The organism is Cupriavidus necator N-1, assembly GCF_000219215.1.
Lineage (GTDB): Bacteria > Pseudomonadota > Gammaproteobacteria > Burkholderiales > Burkholderiaceae > Cupriavidus > Cupriavidus necator.
This window is the reverse complement of sequence record NC_015727.1, coordinates 838,560-859,124: the sequence shown is the minus strand read 5'-3', so window position 1 is coordinate 859,124 and position 20,565 is coordinate 838,560. Positions and strand designations below refer to the sequence as shown.

General features: G+C 62.4%; 16 protein-coding genes and 3 pseudogenes. 3 read left to right on the top strand and 16 right to left on the bottom strand.

Annotation, left to right across the window (positions count from 1 at the left end; genetic code table 11):
• Window positions 1–229 precede the first annotated feature (229 nt).
• From CNE_RS33970 to CNE_RS33930, 8 genes are all read right to left on the bottom strand, one after another.
• Window positions 230–1,393, bottom strand: coding sequence for a YgeY family selenium metabolism-linked hydrolase (locus CNE_RS33970; RefSeq protein ID WP_013959277.1), 1,164 nt, complete (start codon window positions 1,391–1,393; stop codon window positions 230–232).
• 16 nt (window positions 1,394–1,409) lie between these two features.
• Window positions 1,410–2,744: an MFS transporter gene (locus CNE_RS33965; RefSeq protein WP_041229280.1), complete on the bottom strand. Its 1,335-nt coding sequence runs from the start codon at window positions 2,742–2,744 to the stop codon at window positions 1,410–1,412.
• 120 nt (window positions 2,745–2,864) lie between these two features.
• Window positions 2,865–3,812 carry an N-carbamoyl-D-amino-acid hydrolase gene (locus CNE_RS33960; protein ID WP_013959275.1) on the bottom strand — a complete coding sequence of 316 codons (948 nt, stop codon included), beginning with the start codon at window positions 3,810–3,812 and terminating at the stop codon, window positions 2,865–2,867.
• A 31-nt stretch (window positions 3,813–3,843) separates the two neighbouring features.
• The gene (locus tag CNE_RS33955; RefSeq protein WP_013959274.1) at window positions 3,844–5,091 is read right to left on the bottom strand and encodes a M20 family metallo-hydrolase; all 1,248 of its coding nucleotides are present in this window, start codon (window positions 5,089–5,091) and stop codon (window positions 3,844–3,846) included.
• On the bottom strand, window positions 5,088–6,320 hold the full coding sequence (locus CNE_RS33950; RefSeq protein WP_013959273.1) for a diaminopropionate ammonia-lyase: 1,233 nt from the start codon (window positions 6,318–6,320) through the stop codon (window positions 5,088–5,090). Before CNE_RS33950 ends, CNE_RS33955 begins: the two co-directional genes overlap by 4 nt.
• A gap of 21 nt (window positions 6,321–6,341) precedes the next feature.
• The gene (locus CNE_RS33945) at window positions 6,342–7,190 is read right to left on the bottom strand and encodes a MurR/RpiR family transcriptional regulator (RefSeq protein WP_041229063.1); all 849 of its coding nucleotides are present in this window, start codon (window positions 7,188–7,190) and stop codon (window positions 6,342–6,344) included.
• Window positions 7,191–8,160: 970 nt separating this feature from the next.
• Entirely contained in the window at window positions 8,161–9,183 is a 1,023-nt protein-coding gene (locus tag CNE_RS33935) for a hypothetical protein (RefSeq protein ID WP_013959271.1), read from the bottom strand.
• A gap of 17 nt (window positions 9,184–9,200) precedes the next feature.
• Window positions 9,201–11,864: a DEAD/DEAH box helicase gene (locus tag CNE_RS33930; protein ID WP_041229061.1), complete on the bottom strand. Its 2,664-nt coding sequence runs from the start codon at window positions 11,862–11,864 to the stop codon at window positions 9,201–9,203.
• Between the two features lie 642 nt (window positions 11,865–12,506).
• On the opposite strand from CNE_RS33930, the gene CNE_RS38815 reads away from it, so the two are divergent.
• Window positions 12,507–12,998, top strand: coding sequence for a helix-turn-helix domain-containing protein (locus CNE_RS38815; RefSeq protein ID WP_049800725.1), 492 nt, complete (start codon window positions 12,507–12,509; stop codon window positions 12,996–12,998).
• Here the strand turns inward: CNE_RS38815 and CNE_RS33920 are convergent.
• From CNE_RS33920 to CNE_RS33910, 3 genes and pseudogenes are all read right to left on the bottom strand, one after another.
• Window positions 12,995–13,366, bottom strand: a complete 372-nt coding sequence (locus CNE_RS33920) for a type II toxin-antitoxin system VapC family toxin (RefSeq protein ID WP_013959269.1) — start codon at window positions 13,364–13,366, stop codon at window positions 12,995–12,997. The genes CNE_RS38815 and CNE_RS33920 overlap by 4 nt on opposite strands.
• Complete coding sequence (locus CNE_RS33915) at window positions 13,363–13,560, bottom strand: type II toxin-antitoxin system VapB family antitoxin (protein WP_013959268.1); 198 nt, start codon at window positions 13,558–13,560, stop codon at window positions 13,363–13,365. The genes CNE_RS33920 and CNE_RS33915 overlap by 4 nt, the downstream gene beginning before the upstream one ends.
• Window positions 13,561–13,738: 178 nt before the next feature.
• Window positions 13,739–13,930 (bottom strand): annotated as a pseudogene (locus CNE_RS33910) (hypothetical protein); the annotation flags it as partial.
• Window positions 13,931–14,204: 274 nt separating this feature from the next.
• Here CNE_RS33910 and CNE_RS42505 point away from each other — a divergent pair.
• A pseudogene (locus CNE_RS42505) lies at window positions 14,205–14,333 on the top strand (helix-turn-helix domain-containing protein); the annotation flags it as partial.
• 564 nt (window positions 14,334–14,897) lie between these two features.
• On the opposite strand, the gene CNE_RS33905 reads toward CNE_RS42505, so the two are convergent.
• From CNE_RS33905 to CNE_RS33890, 4 genes and pseudogenes are all read right to left on the bottom strand, one after another.
• Window positions 14,898–15,653, bottom strand: coding sequence for an antitoxin Xre/MbcA/ParS toxin-binding domain-containing protein (locus CNE_RS33905; RefSeq protein WP_238553152.1), 756 nt, complete (start codon window positions 15,651–15,653; stop codon window positions 14,898–14,900).
• A 287-nt stretch (window positions 15,654–15,940) separates the two neighbouring features.
• A pseudogene (locus tag CNE_RS33900) lies at window positions 15,941–16,327 on the bottom strand (cation:dicarboxylate symporter family transporter); the annotation flags it as partial.
• A gap of 156 nt (window positions 16,328–16,483) precedes the next feature.
• Window positions 16,484–17,476 carry a tripartite tricarboxylate transporter substrate-binding protein gene (locus tag CNE_RS33895; RefSeq protein WP_013959264.1) on the bottom strand — a complete coding sequence of 331 codons (993 nt, stop codon included), beginning with the start codon at window positions 17,474–17,476 and terminating at the stop codon, window positions 16,484–16,486.
• Between the two features lie 35 nt (window positions 17,477–17,511).
• Window positions 17,512–18,678: a mandelate racemase/muconate lactonizing enzyme family protein gene (locus CNE_RS33890; protein ID WP_013959263.1), complete on the bottom strand. Its 1,167-nt coding sequence runs from the start codon at window positions 18,676–18,678 to the stop codon at window positions 17,512–17,514.
• Between the two features lie 109 nt (window positions 18,679–18,787).
• On the opposite strand from CNE_RS33890, the gene CNE_RS33885 reads away from it, so the two are divergent.
• Window positions 18,788–19,699 carry a LysR family transcriptional regulator gene (locus CNE_RS33885; RefSeq protein WP_013959262.1) on the top strand — a complete coding sequence of 304 codons (912 nt, stop codon included), beginning with the start codon at window positions 18,788–18,790 and terminating at the stop codon, window positions 19,697–19,699.
• A gap of 310 nt (window positions 19,700–20,009) precedes the next feature.
• Here CNE_RS33885 and CNE_RS33880 read toward each other — a convergent pair whose 3' ends face one another.
• Window positions 20,010–20,564, bottom strand: a complete 555-nt coding sequence (locus CNE_RS33880) for a hypothetical protein (RefSeq protein WP_013959261.1) — start codon at window positions 20,562–20,564, stop codon at window positions 20,010–20,012.
• Window position 20,565: the final 1 nt, after the last annotated feature.

Here is a 20,565-nt window from a genome sequence, read left to right as displayed (position 1 = left end):
CTGCCAAAGTCAAGGTAACAGCACGCCACCGCCCCATCGTATGCGCCACCGGCAATTGCTGGACACTGGGCTAGAAGCGCACCGTCTCAGGGGTGGCGGACTTATGCGGCAGCCCTGCTGCGCAAGTCTTGAGCTGCCAACAAAGAGACTGGCAGGGCATGTCGCCCATAAAAGTTGCTCGATGAGGCGGTGCGCATGCTGTGAAGCAGCGTGCAGTTCAGCTGCAGTGTCAGGCCATTTCAAGCACCAGGTTGCGATAGATCTCGCTTGCTCCCTCCAGTTGTTCCAGCGCGATCGATTCATCGATGGTATGCGCGTCCTCCTCGCACCCCGGCCCCAGCCCGATGGTGGGGATGCGGCGGCGGCCGGCCGATTCGGAGCCGTTGGTGCAGAATGCCCAGCTTCCGACCTGCGGCGAACGCCCGGCTTGCGCGATGGCGCGCACCGCAGCCTGCACCAGCGGGGTGCCCTCCGGCTGCTGCCATGCCGGTAGCCAGCGGGTTGGCCGTGCCGATTCGCCGGTAAAGGTCCGCACCTCGTCGTCGGATACCGCCAGTGCGAAGTCCTGCAGGCCGGCGGCGCGCAGGCACGCTTCGATCTGGCCGAGGACGTCGTCGCGCGTCTCGTCGTCGAGGGTGCGGCGGTCAAAGCGGATGGTGGCCGACGTCGGGATCATCGAAATCGACGGATACGGCGAAGAGACGATGTCCGTCGGCACCAGCAGCGCGGCGCCAAGGACCGGATCGACCGGCAATTGCAGGCCTTCCAGCGCCGTCAGCGCGCGCGCGGCGGCGAGCAGCGGATTGACACCGAGGTGCGGCGTCGCCGCATGCGCGGGTTTGCCTTGGAAGGTGAGCTGGATTTCCAGCCGGCCTTTCTGTCCCGTCTTGACCTGCAGTTTCGACGGTTCGCAGATGACCACCGCATCTGGTTTGCACCGGCCCAGCACCGAGGCCAGCGCATGCCCTTCGATGACTTCCTCGAGCACGCTGGCGGAGACCGCGATGCGCTTGCGCAGCGGCCGCTCCCGCGCCGCAGCGGCGACGCCGCAGATGGCGGCGGCAATGCCGCCCTTCATGTCGGTGCTGCCGCGTCCATACAATCGGCCGTCGTGGATGGTGCCACCGAACGGCTCGAAGCGCCACGTGCCGGTGACCGGCACCACGTCCATATGGCCATCGAACAGCAGCGCCACGTCGGCGCCCTCAGGGCCGATCAGCCCGAGCACGCTGCCGTTGCGGTCCGTCGTCACCGACGTGAAGCCGGCTTCGGCCATGCGGCGTGACAGCAGCGCGGCCAGGTCGCCCTCCTGTCCGGACAGGCTGGGAATGCGCACCATCTCGCGTGCCAGTGATGCGACATCACTGAGATTGCTTGCTGGATCGATCATCATGGTATTTCTCTTGTTGTCAGCGGTTGACCAGCGCAGCCGGCACGCGCAGCACCAGCAGCGCACCGATCACGGTGAAGGAAGCGAGGAAGTACATGCCCCAGTCGGTCGAGCCGGTTAGGTCCTTGATCCAGCCGATCGCATAGGGACTGGCAAAAGCGGCGAGGCCGGCGAAGGAATTGATTGCCGCAATGCCGGCCGCCGCGCTGCGCCCTTCGAGGAAGGCGGTCGGCAGGCTCCAGAACAGCGGCGAGCAGACCATGCACCCGGCCGCAGCCACCGACAGCATCGCTACCGCGAACGCCGGGCTATGGCTGAACATCGTGCTGAGCGCGAGGCCGGTGCCGCCGACGAGAAACGGGATGACCATGTGCCAGCGCCGCTCGCGCGTCTTGTCGGAATGCCGGCACACCAGGATCATTGACACCACCGCGAACGCGTTCGGGATCGCCGTCAGCAGGCCGACGTCGAGTAGCGAGACCACGCCCGTCGAGCGGATCACTGACGGAATCCAGAACGCGAGGCCAGACAGGCTGGAGACCGTGCAGTAGCAGATCAGCGCCATATGGATCACGCGGCGGTCGCGGAACAGCTTCAGCAGCGACACATGCTCGGTCTTGCTTGCCTTCTCTGCTGCGATGTTGTGCGCGAGGCGGTGCTTCTCGGCCGCGCTCAGCCAGCGCGCCTCGGCGATGCTGTCGTCCAGGTACCAGAGCACGGCAAGGCCCAGCACCACCGACGGAATCGCCTCGAGCAGGAACATCCATTGCCAGCCGGCAAAGCCGTGGTGCTGGTGCATGCTTTCCATGATCCAGCCCGACAGCGGTCCGCCGAGGATGCCCGCCACCGGCACCGCGGTCATGAAGACGGCGATCACCTGGCCGCGGCGGTGCGACGGGAACCAGTAGGTGAGGTACAAGATGATGCCGGGATAGAAGCCTGCCTCGGCGGCGCCCAGCAGGAAACGCAGGATGTAGAACTGCGTCGGCGTTTTGGTCAGTGCCATGCAAGCCGAGATGCAGGCCCACAGGACCATGATGCGCGCCAGCGTCTTCTTGGCGCCGATGCGGTGCATCAGCACGTTGCTCGGCACTTCGAACAGGAAGTAGCCGATGAAGAAGATGCCGGCGCCGAGGCCGTACACCGTGTCGCTGAACTTGAGCTGGTCCAGCATCTGCAGCTTGGCAAAGCCGACGTTGACGCGGTCCAGGAAGGCTGCCACGTAGCAGGCCATCAGGAAGGGCAGCAGCCGCCAGGCCACCTTGCGGTAGAGCGCGTTGTCGTGCGCTGCTATGGTGTCTGACGTCGCGTTAGGGGTCGCGGCCGGGGCGTGAAGCGTCGGCGCGGAATGCAGGGAATCGCTCACTGTGTTCCTCCTTTGGATTTGGTGAGACAACAACGCCCCCTGCGGGCGCCGGAAGGCGCCTGCATTTCTTTTTTTCTCGATTGGGTTAGGGGCGGAAAAGTGCGCCGGCTACGCAGCCGCCAGCGCCTGCGGCGGTGTCGCGCCGCGCTGGCTGGTGATCCGGCCGTACGCCTCGGGGCGGCGGTGCCGCTCGAAGTTGAAGGTCGTGCTCTTGTACGACTGGCACAGGTCGAGGTCGCAGCGCGCGATCGCCAGTTCGTCGCCCTTGGTCGAGCAGGCCGCGACGATCTCGCCCGACGGCGCAATGATGCAGGTGCCGCCGATCATCTCGCAGCCTTCTTCCTTGCCGGCCTTGGCCACGCCGACCACCCAGGTGCCGTTCTGGTAGGCGCCGGCCTGCATCACCAGGTGGTTGTGGAACATCGACAGGTCGTCGTGCTCCGGCGCGGGCGGGTTGTGCACGGGCGTGTTGTAGCCCAGCAGGATCATCTCGGCGCCTTGCAGGCCCATCACGCGATAGGTCTCCGACCAGCGGCGGTCGTTGCACAGCGCCATGCCCATGACACCGCCGAAGCCTTGCCAGACGCCGAAGTCGTCGCCCGGCTCGAAATAGCGCTTTTCCAGGTGCTGGAAGGCGCGCCACGGCTCATGCTGGTCGTGGCCGGGCAGGTGCACCTTGCGGTATTTGCCGATGGTCTTGCCGTCTCGGCCGACGAGGATGGCGGCGTTGTAGCGCCGTTCCACGCCGCCCTCCAGCGCCAGTTCCGCATAGCCGAGGTAGAAGCCGATGCCGAGCCGCGCGGCGGTGTCGAACAGGATGCGCGTCTCGGGGCCGGGCATCTCGCGCTCGTAGAAGGCGTTGAGTGCTTCGGGATCTTCCACGTACCAGCGCGGGAAGAAAGTGGTCAGCGCCAGCTCGGGGAACACTACGAGGTGGCAACCCATCTCGTGGGCATGGTGAAGGTGGGCCAGCAGGCGGGCGACGACGTCGCGGCGCGAGTCGCTGCGCTGGATCGGGCCGAGCTGGGCTGCGGCGACATGGACAAAGCGGGACATGATCGGGAAGTCTCCTGTTATGCGGGGAATGTCAGGCGGCAAGTTCGAGCATCAGGTCGAGCAGCACGTCGGCGCCGGCCTGGATGTCGCGGTCGTGGGTCAGTTCGGCGACGTTGTGCGAAAGGCCGGCCACGCTCGGCACGAAGATCATGCCGGCAGGGCACATGCGGGCGAGCATCTGGGCGTCGTGCCCCGCGCCGCTCGGCATGCGCCGCACGCTGTGGCCGTGCCGGCGCGCGATGGCTTCGACGCGGTCAACCATGGCTGCGTCGAACGCTACCGGCGCGAAATCGGCCAGCGCGCGGTGGCTGAGGCGCACGCCCTCGGCTTTTGCCACCTCCTGCGCATAGGCCAGCGTGCGCTGCACGGCGTCCGCCAGCACGGCGCCATCGGTATTGCGCAGGTCGACCGTGAACACCGCGCGGTTCGGAATCACGTTGACGAGGTTCGGGAAGCACTGCACCTGCCCGACGGTCGCAAGCTGCGCGCCGCCCAGTTCGCGCGACAGGTCGCGTACGAAGCCGGCGACGCGCGCGGCGACGAGGCCGGCGTCGTGGCGCAGCCGCATCGGCGTCGTGCCGGCATGGTTGGAAGTGCCATCCACGGTGAATTCGGACCAGTGGATGCCCTGCACGCCGGTGACCGCGCCGATGGTGACGTCCTCGTGCTCGAGTACCGGGCCCTGCTCGACATGCAGTTCGACGAAGGCATGCACGCGGTTTTGGCCCACCGGTGCGGGGCCGGCATAACCGATCCGCGCGAGGTTTTCGCCAACCGTGGTGCCGTCGATGCCGCGCGTGTCCAGTGCCTGTTGCAGCGGCAGGTCACCCTGGAACACGAGGCTGCCCATCATGTCGGGGGCGAAGCGCGCGCCTTCCTCGTTGGTAAAGAAGGCGACCGCCAGCGGCCGACGCGTGACGATGCCGGCATCGTCCAATGCGGCCATGACTTCCAGCCCCGCGAGCACGCCGAGGTTGCCGTCGTAGCGCCCGCCGGTGCGCACGGTGTCGATGTGCGAGCCGGTCATCACCGGCGGCAGGTCTTCGCGGCCGGCACGCACGCCGACCACGTTGCCGATGCCGTCGATGCTGACCGCAAGCCCGAGCTCGCGCATCCACGACATCACCAGGTCACGTCCGGCGCGGTCTTCGTCGGTCAGCGCGAGCCGGCAGACACCGCCGCCTTCGATGGCGCCGACTTCACCCAGCATGGCGATGCGGCGCAGCAGCCGAGGCAGGTCGATCCGCGCGGATCGCTCGACGTTGAGGTCCGGGCTCACGCTGCCTTCCTCACGTCTTCCGGCAGGCGGCCGACGATGCGCTGGTACAGCGCGACATCGGTCGCGCCTTCGCTGCCGAACACCAGCACCCGGCTGGCTGCGTCCAGGCCAAGCTGTTCGCGCGTGGCGGGATCGGCCATGGCGCCAAGGCAGCCGGCCAGCCCCGCGACCGCCGATTCGCCGGCGACGATGGGCGCATCGCCATAGCGGCCGTCGGCCAGCAGGCGCACGCTTTCCAGCGCGGAGGCATCGTCGATGGTCAGGAAGGCATGCGCGCCGGGATGCAGCACTTCCCACGCCAGCAGCGAGACTTCGCCGCAGGCGAGTCCGGCCATCACCGTGTCGAGGGCGCCATGGACCGCGACGGGCTTGCCGGCGCGCGCGCTTTCATACAGGCAGGCGGCCTTGTCCGGCTCGACCACGATAAAGCGGGGACGCTTGTCGCCGAGCACTTCCCAGAAGTGCGCGCACACGGCGGCGGCAAGACCGCCCACGCCGCCCTGCACGAACACGTGGGTCGGAAGCTGGCCGTCTGGCAACTGGTGCAGCGCCTCGTCGGCCATCACCGCGTAGCCCTGCATCACGTCCTTGGGCACTTCCATATAGCCTTCATAGGAGGTGTCGGAAACCACGAAGCGCCCCAGCCGTGCCGCATCCTCGGCCGCCTGGCGCACCGAGTCGTCGTAGTTGCCGGCGGTGCGGACCACCTGCGCGCCGTATTGCTCGATGGCGGCCTTGCGGCCTTCGCTGACGGTGGCGTGGATATAGATCACGCACTGGCAGCCGAAGCGCTGCGCGCCCCAGGCCACGGAGCGGCCGTGGTTGCCATCGGTGGCGCAAGTGACCGTGATGTCGCGTACCACGTCGGCGTACCGGCCCGACAGCAGGTCATCGACCGACACGTCGCCCACGCCCAGCCGGCTGCCGATTTCGCGCAGCAGCAGGCGGCTGACCGCGTAGGCACCCCCCAGCGCCTTGAAGCTGCCCAGCCCGAAGCGGTCGCCTTCGTCCTTGTAGAGGATCTGCGCGACACCGGCAGCACGCGCCAGGCCGTCGAGGGCGACCAGCGGCGTCGGTGCATAGCCCGGCCAGCGGCGGATCTGCGCGGCGGCGCGGACAAAGGCGTCGCCGCCGAGCACGGCTTGCTGGCGCGCGCCGTAGGGAGCGCCGGGCGTGGCGGCCGGGTTCAGCGCGCACTGCAGCTTCAGGTTGGGGAGCGGGTGGTTCAAGACAGTCTCCTGGGTTGGGATCTAGCGATGCAGGTCGCCGTAGTGGTCATGGAGCGACTCGATTTCCTCGAGCCGCTCGCGTGCCGCGTCGCCAAGGATCAGCGCGAGGCTTGTGCAAAGGTGGTTGATCAGGCTGACGGCTGCGACGTAGGAGTCGAACACCGCCGCCCCGTGGTTGACGCAGCGAAGCACCACGTCGGAGCGCGCCGGGAGGTCCGTCGCGCTGGGGTCGGTCAGGATCACGACCTTGGCGCCGACGCGGTTGGCGTGCGCCACCATCGGCCACAGCAGCGTCACGCGCCGGCGGAAATCCATGACCAGCAGCACGTCGTCGGCCCCCAGGTCGGCCAGGTCTTCGGCAAGGTTCAGGCCGGCGCCCGGCGCCAGCGTCACGCCCGGCCGCAATTGGGTCAGCAGCGCCCACGCGTATTGCGCCAGTACGCGGCCGTTGCGGAAGCCGGCAATAAAAACCCGCCCGGCGCCGGCGAACAGCGCGACGGCGCGCTCGACATCGGCGGGGTTCAGGCGGTCGAAGGTCTGGGCGAGGTTCTGCAGGTCATTGGCGAGATGGCGCGCCAGCGGCGCCTGGTCATCGGCAGGGGCCTGCACGCCGGCCAGCTCGTACAGCGGCGAGCCGCGGTCGGCCTCGTCGCGCAGCAGGGCGCGGACCTCGTTGAAGTTCTCGTAGCCCAAGCGGCGGAAGAACCGGCCGGTGGTCGCCTTGGACACGCCGGCCTTCTGCGCCAGCTCGGTGGCCGAGTAGGCTGCAAGGTTGCCGATGCACTCTAGGGTCACGGCGGCCAGGCGGCGCTCGCTTTCGGTGAGCTGGTCGTTCAGCGCGAGGATCTTGTCTTGCAACGATAAGGTCATGGTCGGGTCCGAATGAAACTTCGGTTTCAGAAATATAGGCTGATGAAACTGCAGTGTCAAATAATATTGAGGATGAAACTTTAGTTTCATGAGGGGATTTTCGCGCACATTGGTGAGCGGGTCGAGGCCGCTCTCGCTTTTGCTAAGCGACGTCGAGCCTGCGCCCGCTGAAGCTGCAGGCTTCAAACGCAGCCGGTCATGAGCCTATGCTCGGCATCTGATCCAGATGGAGAGTTTCATGAAGAGCGTCGGCCGGTTCCAGGGCGAGCGGCCAGCGGAAGCCGACCAGCCGATGCGGCAAACACCCCCTGGTTGAGGCCTTACGAAGGGTGCCTTGGCCTTTTGACCTTGTCGGAAAAATCGATTGTGAGCCGCTCTACGAGGTCGCGAGTTTTGTATCGAGGTTCAAAAATTTTCAGCGACCTGCTAAGCGAAGAGGGGACGATTTCCAGCCAATCTTGCACGCGAGTGCCGGAAAAACAGGTATCCAACTCTGTCGTTGGCCCCCCAGCAGCCGCCAGCCACGCCACGCCGGGCCGCGACTGACCATCCACGACCGCCTGGAAGATCCTCGAAGCTCTCTCCGTCATCGACCACCTCGAAGTGATACAGGCGGTGATTGAACTGAAGAAGTCCGACACCGCCCGAATCCCCGGAGCATGCTCCTGCGGGAAGACGACATCCTTGGGCGGCCCGGACACAGCCCGCCACTTGCTGATGCGCCGTTCGAGCGTGCGGCGCATGCTGTCAGGGTAAGTCCGGGGCTGGGCGACCCCACCTCGGCCAGTGCGCGAGGCCTCTACATCGTGTCGTCGACACGACGTGAAGGTCGAACCCGAATGCTCAGCGAGATCAATGCGGACTGTGAAATCGCGAACCGGGCACGTCCACCGAGGCTCGGCATTCCGAGACCTCACCAGATACCGACGTGCACCCGTCCCGCCCTAACCCTGCGAGATCAGATCGGGGTTTAACGGGAGGTACCTTTCACCGATCGAGTACTGGCGCGCTTGCTTGTTGCCGTCTCTTTCGGGGTTGCAGGCGAGTTCGCCACGTTCGCTTTACCGGCAACAACGTTGCCAGAGGTTGATTTGCGTGGCGCAGCAGATCGCTTGACCGGTAACTTCCTTGTGACCGATTCATTGTTCCCCGCAGTCTTCGCGTTCGCAGGTGGCTTGCGGGTTGTCGCGACAGCCGATCTGGTCGCCTTTTTCGCTGGGGCCTTTCCTGCCGGTGCCTTGTTACGTCCGACAGCAGGCTTCGGCGGTGAAAAATCGTCGGCCAACTCGATGCCAAACACATCGGCCACCAGCGCGTCGTCGAGCACCTTGCTGGAAGTGGGTCGTTTGGTGGATTTGGGCAGGCCAGCGCCGGCCTGCCTGACGAGATCAGTGGCCTCGACGCGGCGCAAGGCGAAGAGCAATTCCGGCTGTTGGTCGAGCCGCGCGCCGACGCCGTAGAGTACGGCGGCAACGTGCTTGCACATTGACGCCCAGTCCGGACAACTGCAATTGAACCTGATTTCCTTCGGCATCGGGAAAAGGCCGGTGCCAGGTTTGCAGATGCGCTCCATCACGGCTGTCGAGAGCTTGCCCTGCAAGAGTTCCACGACCGAATCGATTGACCCCGCGCAATCGGCTCCGATCGCTCGCCATTGCTTTGCAGGACACGCCGTCACGGTCACAGCAACCGTGTAGAGGCTCGAACCCATTACCTGCGCGCGGACTTCGCCTGCCGTAATCTGAAGGTCGATCACGGAACCGTTGCGCACATAGGTGCGGCCGCGCGGCAGCCGGTTGGCATAGTCGCTGTAGACTTCCAGATTGTCGCACCAGGCCTTGCCCCAGAAGGTCTTGGCGATAGCACCGCGATACGACGCAATGGGCGACAGGACCGCACCAGCCTTCTTCGCCTTCGCGGCGGCCACCTCCGCCTTTTTTCTGCGCTCGGCGGCCGAGACATAGGGCTTCCATTCCCCGTAACCGTAATCCATTGCGGTTCCTCTGACGATCAGTTTTCCTGCGCGGCATGAACGTCGAGCTTCACGAGATCGAGCAATTCGCGATCGCTCATCTCGGTGAGCAGGAGTTCTGCGCCGCCCTCCAGCACATCCTTCACCAATTGCTGCTTCGCTTCGATCAACTGGTCGATACGGTCCTCGATCGTGCCACGGCAGATAAATTTATGCACCAGGACGTTCCTCTGCTGGCCGATACGGAATGCTCGATCAGTCGCCTGATTTTCCACCGCGGGATTCCACCAGCGGTCGTAGTGGATCACATGCGAAGCGGCGGTGAGATTCAGACCGGCCCCACCGGCCTTGAGCGAGAGCACGAAGAAGGGGATCAGCTCATCTTCCTGGAATCGCTTGACCAGTTCGCGGCGCTTGGCTACCGGGGTGCCGCCATGGAGCACAAGACCTTCGCGGCCAAAGATCGACCCCAGAAATGCCGCCAGTGGCTCAGTGGTCTCGCGGAACTGGGTGAAGACCAGCACCTTTTCCTGCTTGGCGGCAATGACTTCGGCCAGTTGGCGCAGGCGGGCGAACTTGCCGCTGTCTTCCGCGTGCCAGGCCGCGTCGCCCAACCACTGCGACGGATGGTTGCAGATCTGTTTGAAGCGCATCAGGAAGCTCAGCACTACACCCTTGCGACCAATGCCTTCGGCGTCTTCAAGCGCGGTGGCCAGATCCTTCACCGCACGCTGATAAAGTGCCGCCTGGCTCGGGCTCAGGTGGCACCAGGCCTTGAGTTCGGTCTTGTCCGGAAGATCGTCGATGACCCGCTTGTCGGTCTTTAGGCGGCGAAGAATGTAGGGCCGTACCAGCGTTCGCAGCGGACCGAAGTGCTCGGCCTGCGCCAGCCGCCTGGTAAAGTTGGCAAAGACTTTGTCTGAGCCCAGCAAGCCGGGGTGGGTGAAATCGAAAATGGACCACAGGTCGGACAGACGGTTTTCTACGGGGGTTCCGGTCAGCGCGATGCGCGATTGTGCCTGGAGTTGCTTGACCTGTCGCGTTTGCTTGGCGCCCGGATTCTTGATCGCCTGGGCTTCGTCGACAATGGCAACGCGCCATGGGATGGTGCCCAATACCGGCTGGCGCAGCAGCGAGCCAAAGCTGGTGATGACGAGATCGGTGTCCGCAAGCCGCGCGGGGTCCAGCGCACGCAATTCGGCCGCCGGCATGACCGACGGATGGGCGATCAGGAGGCGCAAGCTGGGGGCAAAGCGCTCGGCCTCTGCCGCCCAGTTGGCCAGCAGCGATGCGGGGGCGACCAGCAGGCTGGGCCGCACCTCGGCGCTTTCGCGCTTCAGCACGAGCAGCAGCGAGAGTACCTGCATGGTCTTGCCTAGGCCCATATCATCGGCCAGGCAAGCGCCCAGTCCGAGCCGGGTGAGCAGGTACAACCACCGCACGCCGGCCTGTTGGTAGGGCCGCAGGTTAGCCTTGAGTTCCGGCCCCGGGCTGATCTGCGCCAACCCCTCCGGCTGACGCAACTCCTGCAGGATGTCGGCCAGCCAGGGCCCTGCCACCAGCTGCGACCAGTCGCGGTCAGCGGGATCGGCGCTATCGTCGAGCGAAACACCCGCCAGAAGACGAAGCGCCTCATTAAAGGGTAGGCCGGTTTGCGCCGCCTTTTCCATGGCCTCGAATCGCTTCAGGAGGCGACCGAGCTTTTTCTTGTCCACCTCGACCCAGCGGCCCCGGATGAGTTGCAAGCCGTCGGCGCCTTTGAGCAGATCCCTGACCTCGGCGGCGCTGAGACGCTCGCCGTCGAGCGAGACTTCCATGTCGAAATCGAGTAACGCGTCCTTGCCCAGGAGCGAAGGCGGTTGTGCGCCGACGCTGGCTTTCACAACGGGACGGGCAGGGCGGCCCGATTGCCAACTGCCTGGGGTGCGTACGACAATCCCGGCGGCTTCGAGTTGGGACAGGTCCGAGAGAAAGCGATAGGCATCGAGCGGCGTCCAGCGCAGCGGATGGTATATCTCGCCGGTATCCACCATCTCGCGAAGCCAATCGCAGTGTTCCGCGGCGCGCTGCACCGGCAGCAGTAACGACAGCAGTTGCGCCTTGCTCCTGGCTCCTGAAAATTCCGCCAGGGCTTGCGACAGTGGCTGATGTTGCGCTTTGCCAAGGGCCGACAGGCGCGAGGTGTACGTCGCAAGGAAGGCGAACGGTGACTCCGGATCCCTGCGGTTCTCAGCGAGATTGAAATGCACACGGCCGACAAGATTCCACGCCGGGTGGCGCATTTTGAGGAAATCCTGAAGCGAGACATTGGCGGCCGCCAGTTCCTGATGCAAGGCAGTATCCATCTCGCCCCACAGCGTGGCCAGCACATCGGGCGTGAGATACTCGCCGCCCATCATTGGCGGCGCATCGTCGATCAGGGCATAAAGGTCTTGGGCAGCAGGCGTTGCGACCTCGATCTCACCGCCTTCGGGCGTAGCGCACAAGGCGGTGACATAGCGCGCGGCAAAATCACGCCACCAGGCCCATGCGGGGGGCAAAATGCGGTCGATTTCCGCCGCGCCCAGATGCAGCAGGCCATGCCCCGCGCCAAGGGCGAAGGAATTTGCCAGCCGCAGTCGCGTTTCATCTGCCAAGATTGGCGCGGCGTCCTCCGGCACCGCGAGCAGGTGTCCGCCGGGCGTCAGGTGTGGTGCGAGCATGTCGGCAGCAGTCAAAGGCGCCCGTCCCCATCGCACGGTTGCAGCAAGCGCTGACGCCGCATGTCAAGATAAGTGGCTGCGGCATCAAGCAGCAGGCCCGCCAGCCTAGGTCGGACCGGGCGAATCTCCGTTGGCGTCGGGGCCGACCGAATTATCGGATCGACCAGTCGTCCGGGGTACGCCTGGCCGCCGCGTTGTACATGTTCTGCGCACTGTTTTTGCATCTGCTGTAGGAGAACTAATTGCTATGTATTCACTCACGGAAAGTCGCTTCGCGCTTTGCCGCCCATCAAAGGGTACCAAAACCTCAATCATGCGAGATTGAACTGCACGGCGAAAATCAGTTGGCTAAGCTTGCGCGCTGGTTTGCAAACGACTAAATGGAGGCGTGTCCGTGCTCGACGACGGCGCTGCCGGAGTTGCGGTGCCGGCACGGCCTAGGAAAGCTCTCGGCCAGCCCGTGAGGCCCACCGTATGTAGCCCTCAGCGGCGGGTCTAGCGTGGACCAAGCAGATATGTATCTAAAATCGATCAATACCACCAATATGCTCGATTTGACGAGCATATTACTAGCTGCGGATGCGTTTTATATAATGTTCGTGAAATCGAGCAATATCGCTTTTTGCGAGCGATTTTCCGAGCATGAAAGTCTCCCAGTCCTCCGTCCTCTCCCCAGAATTGGCGCAGCAAGCGGCACATGTTGGCTGGCTGCTGGCCCGGCTACGCCAGGCTCGCCACATCAAGCAAGCCGACGCTGCGGTGCGCGCGGGGCTTTCTCGCAACACGGCCTATCGAATCGAGAAGGGGGATCCAGGCCTCGCATTCGGCCAGATGCTCGAGTACCTCATGGAGGCCGCAGAGCGTATCGAAGACGGCCTGCCTGTTCCGGCCAACCTCGAGCTGATCTCCGGCACCGCCTCGGCAACCTGTGCCGCGACCATCGTGCGCTGCAGCCGGCTCAACAATAGTCTCGCTCGAACTGCGCGATCTCGGTCACGGTGGCCGGCGTGTCACTCGGTATCCACTACGATTTGTAAACTGATCCGCATGGCGGCCTCCCACGCATGTCCGGGCAGCCAGTCTATGCCAGGATCTCTCTTATCTTTTCGGACGCATCGCTTTTTCGTTATCTAGTGCGCGAGCACCGCGCCGAGATTGAGTTCATCGGCAACTTTCTTCAATCGCTTGTCGCGCGTCCAGATGGTGATGCCTGGTTGTAGGCGCGCGGACGCCAACAGTGACGTGTCGACATATCCGATTCCACGATTGAACAAACCTTCGCGCTCGATCAGATAGAACGTCTCCTCCGGCGTTACAACTGGCGCGCGCGGCAGATCGAGCAACGCGCCAAGCACGACGTCACGGTCACGCAGACTACCGAGCGAAATCTCGCCTATCACATATGGATGAGCCAGCACACGCTCCTCGGCAAGCAGGCTAATCAGCACAGGATCAGAAGCGTTGATGTGGTCAATCCAGACCGACGTGTCGACAAGAATCATTCGACGTCCTGCCGGCGACGCGGCGCCCCCTTGATGCCCGGTTGACTACCGCCAAGATTCGCGAGTCGTTTCGCGGCTTCGCGCTGGATCAAGGCCTTTAGCGCTTCGCGCACGAGTGCCGTTTTTTCCTTCAGGCCCGTATAGGCTTGAGCCTTGGCGATCAAGTCGTCATCAAGCGCAATAGTCGTGCGCATCGGAACCTCCGTAAGTATCGGCACTAATTATAGCATCTTTTGATGCTTATAATAGTGCGTTTTGCGTCTCGTAATGAACGCGTTTTGCCGCGACATTCCAATGCAGTTACACGCGAGAACAGCCGAAAACCGCCTGCGAACACAAACCAGATAATCGTGGTGCGGTGTGGCCCGGCAGTCAGCAGAAGTTGCGACTGCCGGTTTCGAGCCTGCCGAGTAGCGGCGACAGATCCACCATGCGCTGAGCCACCAGGTGCCGGACCCCGTCTTCGCATTGCCATTGCCCATAGACTCCTGCTAGCGTTGCGCTCAGGATCTCCTTGCGGAATGCCTCCAGCACGCCGGGCCAGACAATCACGTTCACCAGTCCATCATTCGGGCACCCTCGCATATGTCCTCTTGAGCGAGATTCCCGAGCCTGCCCACTCGTTCTTCACTCGCAATAGCAAAGACTCGACCAGGCCAGCGGTTGACCGCGAGACCGACCCGAAGGACTGCGCGTATCTCTGGGATTGGGAGGACTTTCTTGATGGCAGGAGATGAATAGCTGGCAGCCGGGAGGCTAGCAATCATGTCCATCACATCCGTTCAGCAAGACTCACCATGCCAATCTGGCCAGCTAGGCCCGTGAGTTTGCAACTGGAATCTTTGCGTTGTACCTAAATACCAGCACGTCGACAGTTCAAAAGTGGGAAAGCGGCCAAAAGCAGCCCAGCGGCATGGCTGCCAGGCTCCTGCAGGTAGTCAAGAAGCATGGCCTAGATGAGGCCTAGATGTACTCTCCTGAACTGTCATTGGCTCTGACAATGCGGGGCTCGTATGGGATGGGGCGATCGGTGGAGGCCTTGCCATGCTCAACTTGTAGAGTCGCCGCGGCGGGGTTCGCGTTACTGCTGTAGGCGCCGATAATCGGACGCTGCATAACCCGGGGTCGTGCGGCTGGGGCTACCAGTATAGGTCTGCTTGGAGGACATTCTGATCTGGCTGAAGGCGGACATTCTGGTTTGGCCCTTACAAACTTTATTCGCATAATTTGCATTATGTTAAATCATGTCATCAAATGACCCATCAAACAGAAGCGCTTCGTCTAGCCCACTGAGTTTATTAGTATTTCTGTCGGTGGTGTGGCCGTGGCTACGAACCCGTGGGGCAAGTTGTCAAATTAGCTAGTCCAAACGACGTCGACTGTGGGACCTCTCGGACCGGCCCGACCAGTGGGCGGCACGCCGATGGCGCGGCCACTTTACTGCCCGTGTCGCGGGCGACCACTTCACGCCTGAGCAAATGGTCTGTCAGATGCTCTTTCGGTCTTCCGGACAATTGGGTGCGGTCATGTGTTATTCCATATCACCGCTTTTCGGGTGCTTGGCGATCCAGTCTTCCATATAAGCTATCACCGCGGCGGCACCCTCGTCCGACTCCAAAAGATCCAAAGGGACCGCGCCCCCCAGATGCTCATTCGGGGTGCTGAGCCATTTGAACGCGGCCCCTTTACTGCCTCGCACCTTAGTGGCCAAAGTCAAAGCGGGGGTTAGCAAGTCAGGCCGCGCGTACCAGGACGTCGGCTTGAGACTCACGCCACGTTTGCGCGGCACCACCCGCGGCAACTGCGCGGAAGCAAGTTCTTGCTCGGAAATGTGTTCACGTGTCCAATGACTGAGCTGAACGAGACTCGTGTTGGGCGGGCGTCGATGGTCGCAAGTGGGATTCACCAGTCCCACGACATTCGTGTTGTCGCGGATCATTTGCAGTGCCGGTGCCAGGTCCGTGTCATTCGAGGCAATTACGACCTGATCCACGTCGCCTGTTAGGGCATCATGGTAGGCATGCAGTGCGAGTTGGACATCGCTCTGCTTCTCCTCGAACTTCCAGATGTCTACGCGCTCACAGTGCCGGGGCCACTTGCCAGGGTTAGCGTGGTCGACCTTCGGCGCCCTGACTTGGGAAACGGAGAAGTATCCTTTAATGATTTGAAGCCGGCCTGTATTCAACGCCAAAGCAAGGCCGCTTAAAGGTTCCACACCGCCGAGTTCTGTTGCCGGCAGGTCTTCAGGGCCGCTGAACGTTTGACCAGTTACGCCCGCTCCGGCCAAGTGCAGTCTCTGCCGCCGTCGCGACCGAAAAAACGGTTGCAGGCCCCGGATTCGAGGATCCCACCCGCAACGGGCTGCCGCCTGTCGGCGACCTCTACAGTTCCGCGCTTGCCTGCAACGCTCGGATTATAAAGGTGATGCAGGTGATGCGGTTCTCCCGGCAGTGCTGTAATGAGCTCCCGCAGGAGAGTCGATCGTGTGATGGATGGTGCAGGTGAATACTGTATAAATATACAGTAAACTGTTGGCAGGAGTTCGCCATGCTATCCGTCGCCCCAGAAACCATTCTCGGCGGCGCTGGTGTAGGCCTTGATGGCACCACCGTCGAGATGGGCCGGATCGATATTCATGCCATGACCGGGCTTGACCAGATTGACGACCACAAGACCGATCGCGAGGGCGATCGTCGAAGCGATCTCGAAATAGATCACCGCCTTGACACCGACGCGCCCCGCTTCGTGGATATCGTTCATCCTGGCGATGCCAACCACTACCGAGGCGAAGATGATCGGCGCAAGGAGCATCCGGATAAGCTTGATGAAGATGTCCCCGAGCGGCTTGAGATGTTCGCCGATATCAGGCGCGAAATGGCCGAGCAGAATGCCCGCTACGATGCCGATGAGCACCTGGACATATAGCTTGGATAGATGCTTTTTCAGAATTGAAAGCCGCATGGTTTGTCTCCTGCATGTGCGATTCATTGTGCAATCGCCAGGCTTCGGGACGCACGTGGCCTATGGAGGCTGTAGCACAGCCTCCCGACGATCGCTACTGTATGGAAGTGGAACGCCACCAGACCCGATGGCGCTCCAAGCTGGATCGCTATGCAATCACTCGGGCTGGATGCCGGCGTCCTTTATGACCTTCGTCCACCGGATTACTTCTTCGTCGAAGAACTTCTTGTGCCCTGCTGGAGAAAGGCGATCATCGGCAACAACGGTGATACCCAGTGCCTCCTCCCGCTTGATCAACGCGGGGTCTTTGAGCGCGGCACGCAAGGCCTTGTTGATTTTCTCAAGTACCGCGGGCGGCGTACCGCGCGGGGCGTACATCCCGTGCCAGACGGTAAAGTTGAATCCGGCTAGGCCGCCCTCATTAAGGGTCGGGATCCCCGAAAGCGCCGGTACCTTGGAACGCTGGGCGCTCGTCACGCCGTAGGCTTTCACCTTCTTGGCTTCGATCTGCGGCGTACTGTTCGTGGCCTGCTCGCACATCAGATCGACCTGTCCGCCCATGATGTCAGACATTGCGGGCGCCGTTCCCTTGTACGGCACAAATGTCATGTCGCTCTTCAGCGTACTTTGCAGCAACAGGCTGCAGAGGTGCGATGCGGAGCCCATTCCCGCGTTGGCCAGGTTCAGCTTTCCGCCATTCGCGGCAATGAACTTTCGCAGTTCAGGGACGTTGTTAGGCGGCAGGTCAAGCTTGCCGATGAGTGTGGATGGCGCCTCGTTGATAAGCCCCAGGAACTCAAGGTCGGAAGTCTTGTAGCCCAGCTTCTTGTAGAGCGCGGGAGCAGTCGCCAGGCCGATATGGTGAACCAGCAGCGTGTAGCCATCCGGATTCGCCCGCACAACACGTGCGGTGCCGATGGTGCCGCCAGCGCCGGCGGTATTTTCGACAACTACTGTCGTGACGAGCGTCTTGCGCAGCGCTTCGGCGACGTCTCGCGCAATCTTGTCGCTCGGCCCTCCGGCCACGAACGGGACAACCAAGGTAATGGGTTTCTCCGGATACTCAGCACGGGCGTAGCCCGAGGTGACGAAGAGACCGCTGACAATACAGAAGGTTGCGGCGCGGGTTGCCGCTTGCTTGTTCCACATGGTTGTCTCCGTTGTGTTTTTTTGATTGCCGCGGCTCAAGCAGACAGTTGCTGCATCACGCTGTAGAGGTCAGACTTGCCCTCGAATCCGATACCAGGCAGATCGGGCATCGTGAGGTAGCCCTTCTCGACCTTGACACCGTCAGGGAAGCCACCGAACGGCTGGAACAGGTCGGGGTAGCTTTCATTGCCGCCCAGACCCAGGCCTGCGGCAATGTTCAGGGACATCTGGTGACCACCGTGGGGGATGCAGCGGCTTGCGGACCAACCATGTTGCTTCAGCATTTCGAGCGTGCGGAGGTATTCCACGAGGCCATAGCTGAGGGCGCAGTCGAACTGCAGGTAGTCGCGATCCGGACGCATTCCGCCGTAGCGAATCAGGTTGCGGGCGTCTTGCATCGAGAACAGGTCCTCGCCGGTCGCTATCGGCTTGTCGTAGTAGTTGCGCAGCGTCGCCTGCAGTTCGAAGTCCAGGGGATCGCCCGGCTCCTCGTACCAGAACAAGTCGTATTGCGAGAGCGCCTTGGCGTACTGGATGGCGGTATCGAGATCGAAGCGGCCGTTGGCGTCGACTGCGAGCTTCTGTCCGTCTTGCAGCACGCTCAGGATCGAATCGATGCGGCGCAGGTCTTCATCCAGCGATGCACCGCCGATCTTCTTCTTGACCACGGTGTAGCCACGGTCGATGTAGCTGCGCATCTCGTCCTTGAGCTTGCTGTGGTCCTGACCGGGGTAGTAGTAGCCGCCGGCGGCGTAGACAAACACCTTGCGATCGGGCTGCCCATTGCCGTAACGGTCGGCTAGCAACTGGAACAGCGGCTTGCCTTCGATCTTTGCGACGGCGTCCCAGATTGCCATGTCAATGGTGCCGATGGCGACCGAACGCTCGCCATGGCCGCCCGGCTTCTCGTTCTTGAACATGGTGTCCCAGATCTTGTGCGGATCCAGGTTGTTTCCGGTGGCGTCGACCAGCGACTCCGGATCGGCTTCCAGGATGCGCGGGATGAAGCGCTCGCGCATCAGCGTTCCCTGGCCATACCGGCCGTTGGAATTGAAGCCGTAGCCGACTACGGGCTTTCCGTCGCGGATCACGTCGGTGACCACAGCGACCAAGCTCAGCGTCATCTTGCTGAAATCGATGTAGGCGTTGCGGATGGGCGAGCTGATCGGGAAGGTCTTTTCGCGGATTTCTACGATTTTCATAATGTGTCTCCTGACTCACATGAGAGGAACGCTGGGCGTCGGAGTACGTAGCTTAGGCGCGGATTGGCGTACTACAATTGAACTACTTTCATTTCATTATTTTCCCAAGGTGAAGACTGAGATCGCGTCCGAACTGGAATTCTTCGTCCTGATTGCCCGGCACGGCACTCTGGCGGCCGCGGCGCGCGAACTGGATCTGACGCCACCCGCAGCGACAAAGAGGCTGGCCCTCATGGAAAGCCGACTTGGCGTACGTCTGGTTAATCGCACCACGCGGCGTATCAGCCTGACTAACGAAGGCGAGACATACCTGGGATATGCCCAGAGGATCCTGGCGGATTTGCGGGAGATGGAAAGCGTCGTGGCGAGCAGCGGTGCCGAGCCGCGCGGGTTGCTTCGCGTCAATGCAACGCTCGGCTTCGGGCGGACCACCATTGCGCCTCTGGTTTCCGAGTTTGCAAAGCGCTATCCGCAGGTGGAGGTGCAGCTCGAGGTCACGGACAGGCCGGTCGACCTCGTGGACAGTGGCGTCGACCTGGCGATCCGGTTCGGGACGCTGCCAGATAAGCGGTTGAGCGCCCGGCGGATCATGTCGAACCGTCGCTTCCTCTGCGCTTCTCCGGTCTACCTGGATAAGTTCGGATTACCCAAATCACTATCCGAGCTTCACAACCATCGCTGCATCATTCACAGGCAGAACGACGAAGCCCATGCCATCTGGCGCTTCGAGCATGACGGTCACCACGAAAGCGTAAAGGTCGGCGGCGTCCTGTCCAGCAACGACGGAGATATTGTGCTCGGCTGGGCTCTTGATGGGCACGGCATCCTGATACGTTCCGAGTGGGACTTGGCAAAGTATTTGGAGAGCGGCCGCTTGCGAGTCGTCTTACCACAGTTCAAGCTGCCTTCGGCTGACCTCTTTGTCTATTATTCACAGCGCCGTAATCAGACAGCGCGCGCGCGCGCTTTTATCGACTTCCTGGTAAGCAAATTTCAGAAGTCGCTTGAAGAGAAGGGATAGCGGGCGCCAGAGAACGGCCCTTTCGAGTTTGACGACCGCTAGGGGCTTAATGCTCATGGAGCGGCTGCAACGGGTCGATCAGAGACGGCCGGAGTATCGCCTTCCCAACTATGCCTGAGAGTAGCCGAGCAGCCGCTGAGTTGAACTGGCGTCAATTCTTCGAGTACCGCAGCGAAGTGAGCCGTCCGCACCGCTGGCCATTGGCCCACATAGATTCAACCTCAGAACGACGCAGCTGCTCGAAGGGGTTAGGAAAAAGAGTTAGCAGACCTAAGTGGATGATTGGAAGGAAAATTTTTCCACCTAACTGTTAGCAACGTTCCGAAAGCATTGTATGAACCAAGTTTCTGGCGCTCCATCGCCGGCGTCCACCCCGGCAGCTACACTGATAGCGCATCGGAATCACAACCCGCTGGTCGTCCTGCACCACCATCACAGGCGCGTAATGCCCCGGCAAAATACGCGAGTCCCGATCCATCAAATCGGCTCGCTGCAGGTCGGCAAGATTGCGCTGTGCCCTCGCGATCTTGTCGGTCGCGATGCGCTGATCGTTCTCCGCCTTCTTCGTCGGCTTGGCTGCCAATGCGTGCTCCGCGGCCGTCAGCCGGGTTTTCTGCTGGAACAGCTCCGTTTCCAACGCTCTCGCCTGATCTTTGTCACCCGCCGCCACAAGGTCGGCGACAGCGCCCTCCTTGTCGCTGGCGGCGGAAAGGAATGCGGCACGCATTGCCTTAGGCAGTTTGGACCAGCCGCCGTCTCTGCGCTTCTCCCAGAAAAGCTCGACAAAATGCTCAAAACTGACGGAGGCCCCGAATTCCCGAACGTACTTTCGATAGCTGGCGTGAATCTGCGCGGAATAGCACATC

What these genes read in the sequence shown, in the direction of transcription:
- CNE_RS33970 (WP_013959277.1), bottom strand. Translation starts at nt 1,393, where the DNA reads ATGATGATCGATCCAGCAAGCAATCTCAGTGATGTCGCATCACTGGCA.
- CNE_RS33960 (WP_013959275.1), bottom strand. Translation starts at nt 3,812, where the DNA reads ATGTCCCGCTTTGTCCATGTCGCCGCAGCCCAGCTCGGCCCGATCCAG.
- CNE_RS33945 (WP_041229063.1), bottom strand. Translation starts at nt 7,190, where the DNA reads ATGACCTTATCGTTGCAAGACAAGATCCTCGCGCTGAACGACCAGCTC.
- CNE_RS33935 (WP_013959271.1), bottom strand. Translation starts at nt 9,183, where the DNA reads ATGGATTACGGTTACGGGGAATGGAAGCCCTATGTCTCGGCCGCCGAG.
- CNE_RS33930 (WP_041229061.1), bottom strand. Translation starts at nt 11,864, where the DNA reads ATGCTCGCACCACACCTGACGCCCGGCGGACACCTGCTCGCGGTGCCG.
- CNE_RS38815 (WP_049800725.1), top strand. Translation starts at nt 12,507, where the DNA reads ATGAAAGTCTCCCAGTCCTCCGTCCTCTCCCCAGAATTGGCGCAGCAA.
- CNE_RS33920 (WP_013959269.1), bottom strand. Translation starts at nt 13,366, where the DNA reads ATGATTCTTGTCGACACGTCGGTCTGGATTGACCACATCAACGCTTCT.
- CNE_RS33915 (WP_013959268.1), bottom strand. Translation starts at nt 13,560, where the DNA reads ATGCGCACGACTATTGCGCTTGATGACGACTTGATCGCCAAGGCTCAA.
- CNE_RS33895 (WP_013959264.1), bottom strand. Translation starts at nt 17,476, where the DNA reads ATGTGGAACAAGCAAGCGGCAACCCGCGCCGCAACCTTCTGTATTGTC.
- CNE_RS33890 (WP_013959263.1), bottom strand. Translation starts at nt 18,678, where the DNA reads ATGAAAATCGTAGAAATCCGCGAAAAGACCTTCCCGATCAGCTCGCCC.
- CNE_RS33880 (WP_013959261.1), bottom strand. Translation starts at nt 20,564, where the DNA reads ATGTGCTATTCCGCGCAGATTCACGCCAGCTATCGAAAGTACGTTCGG.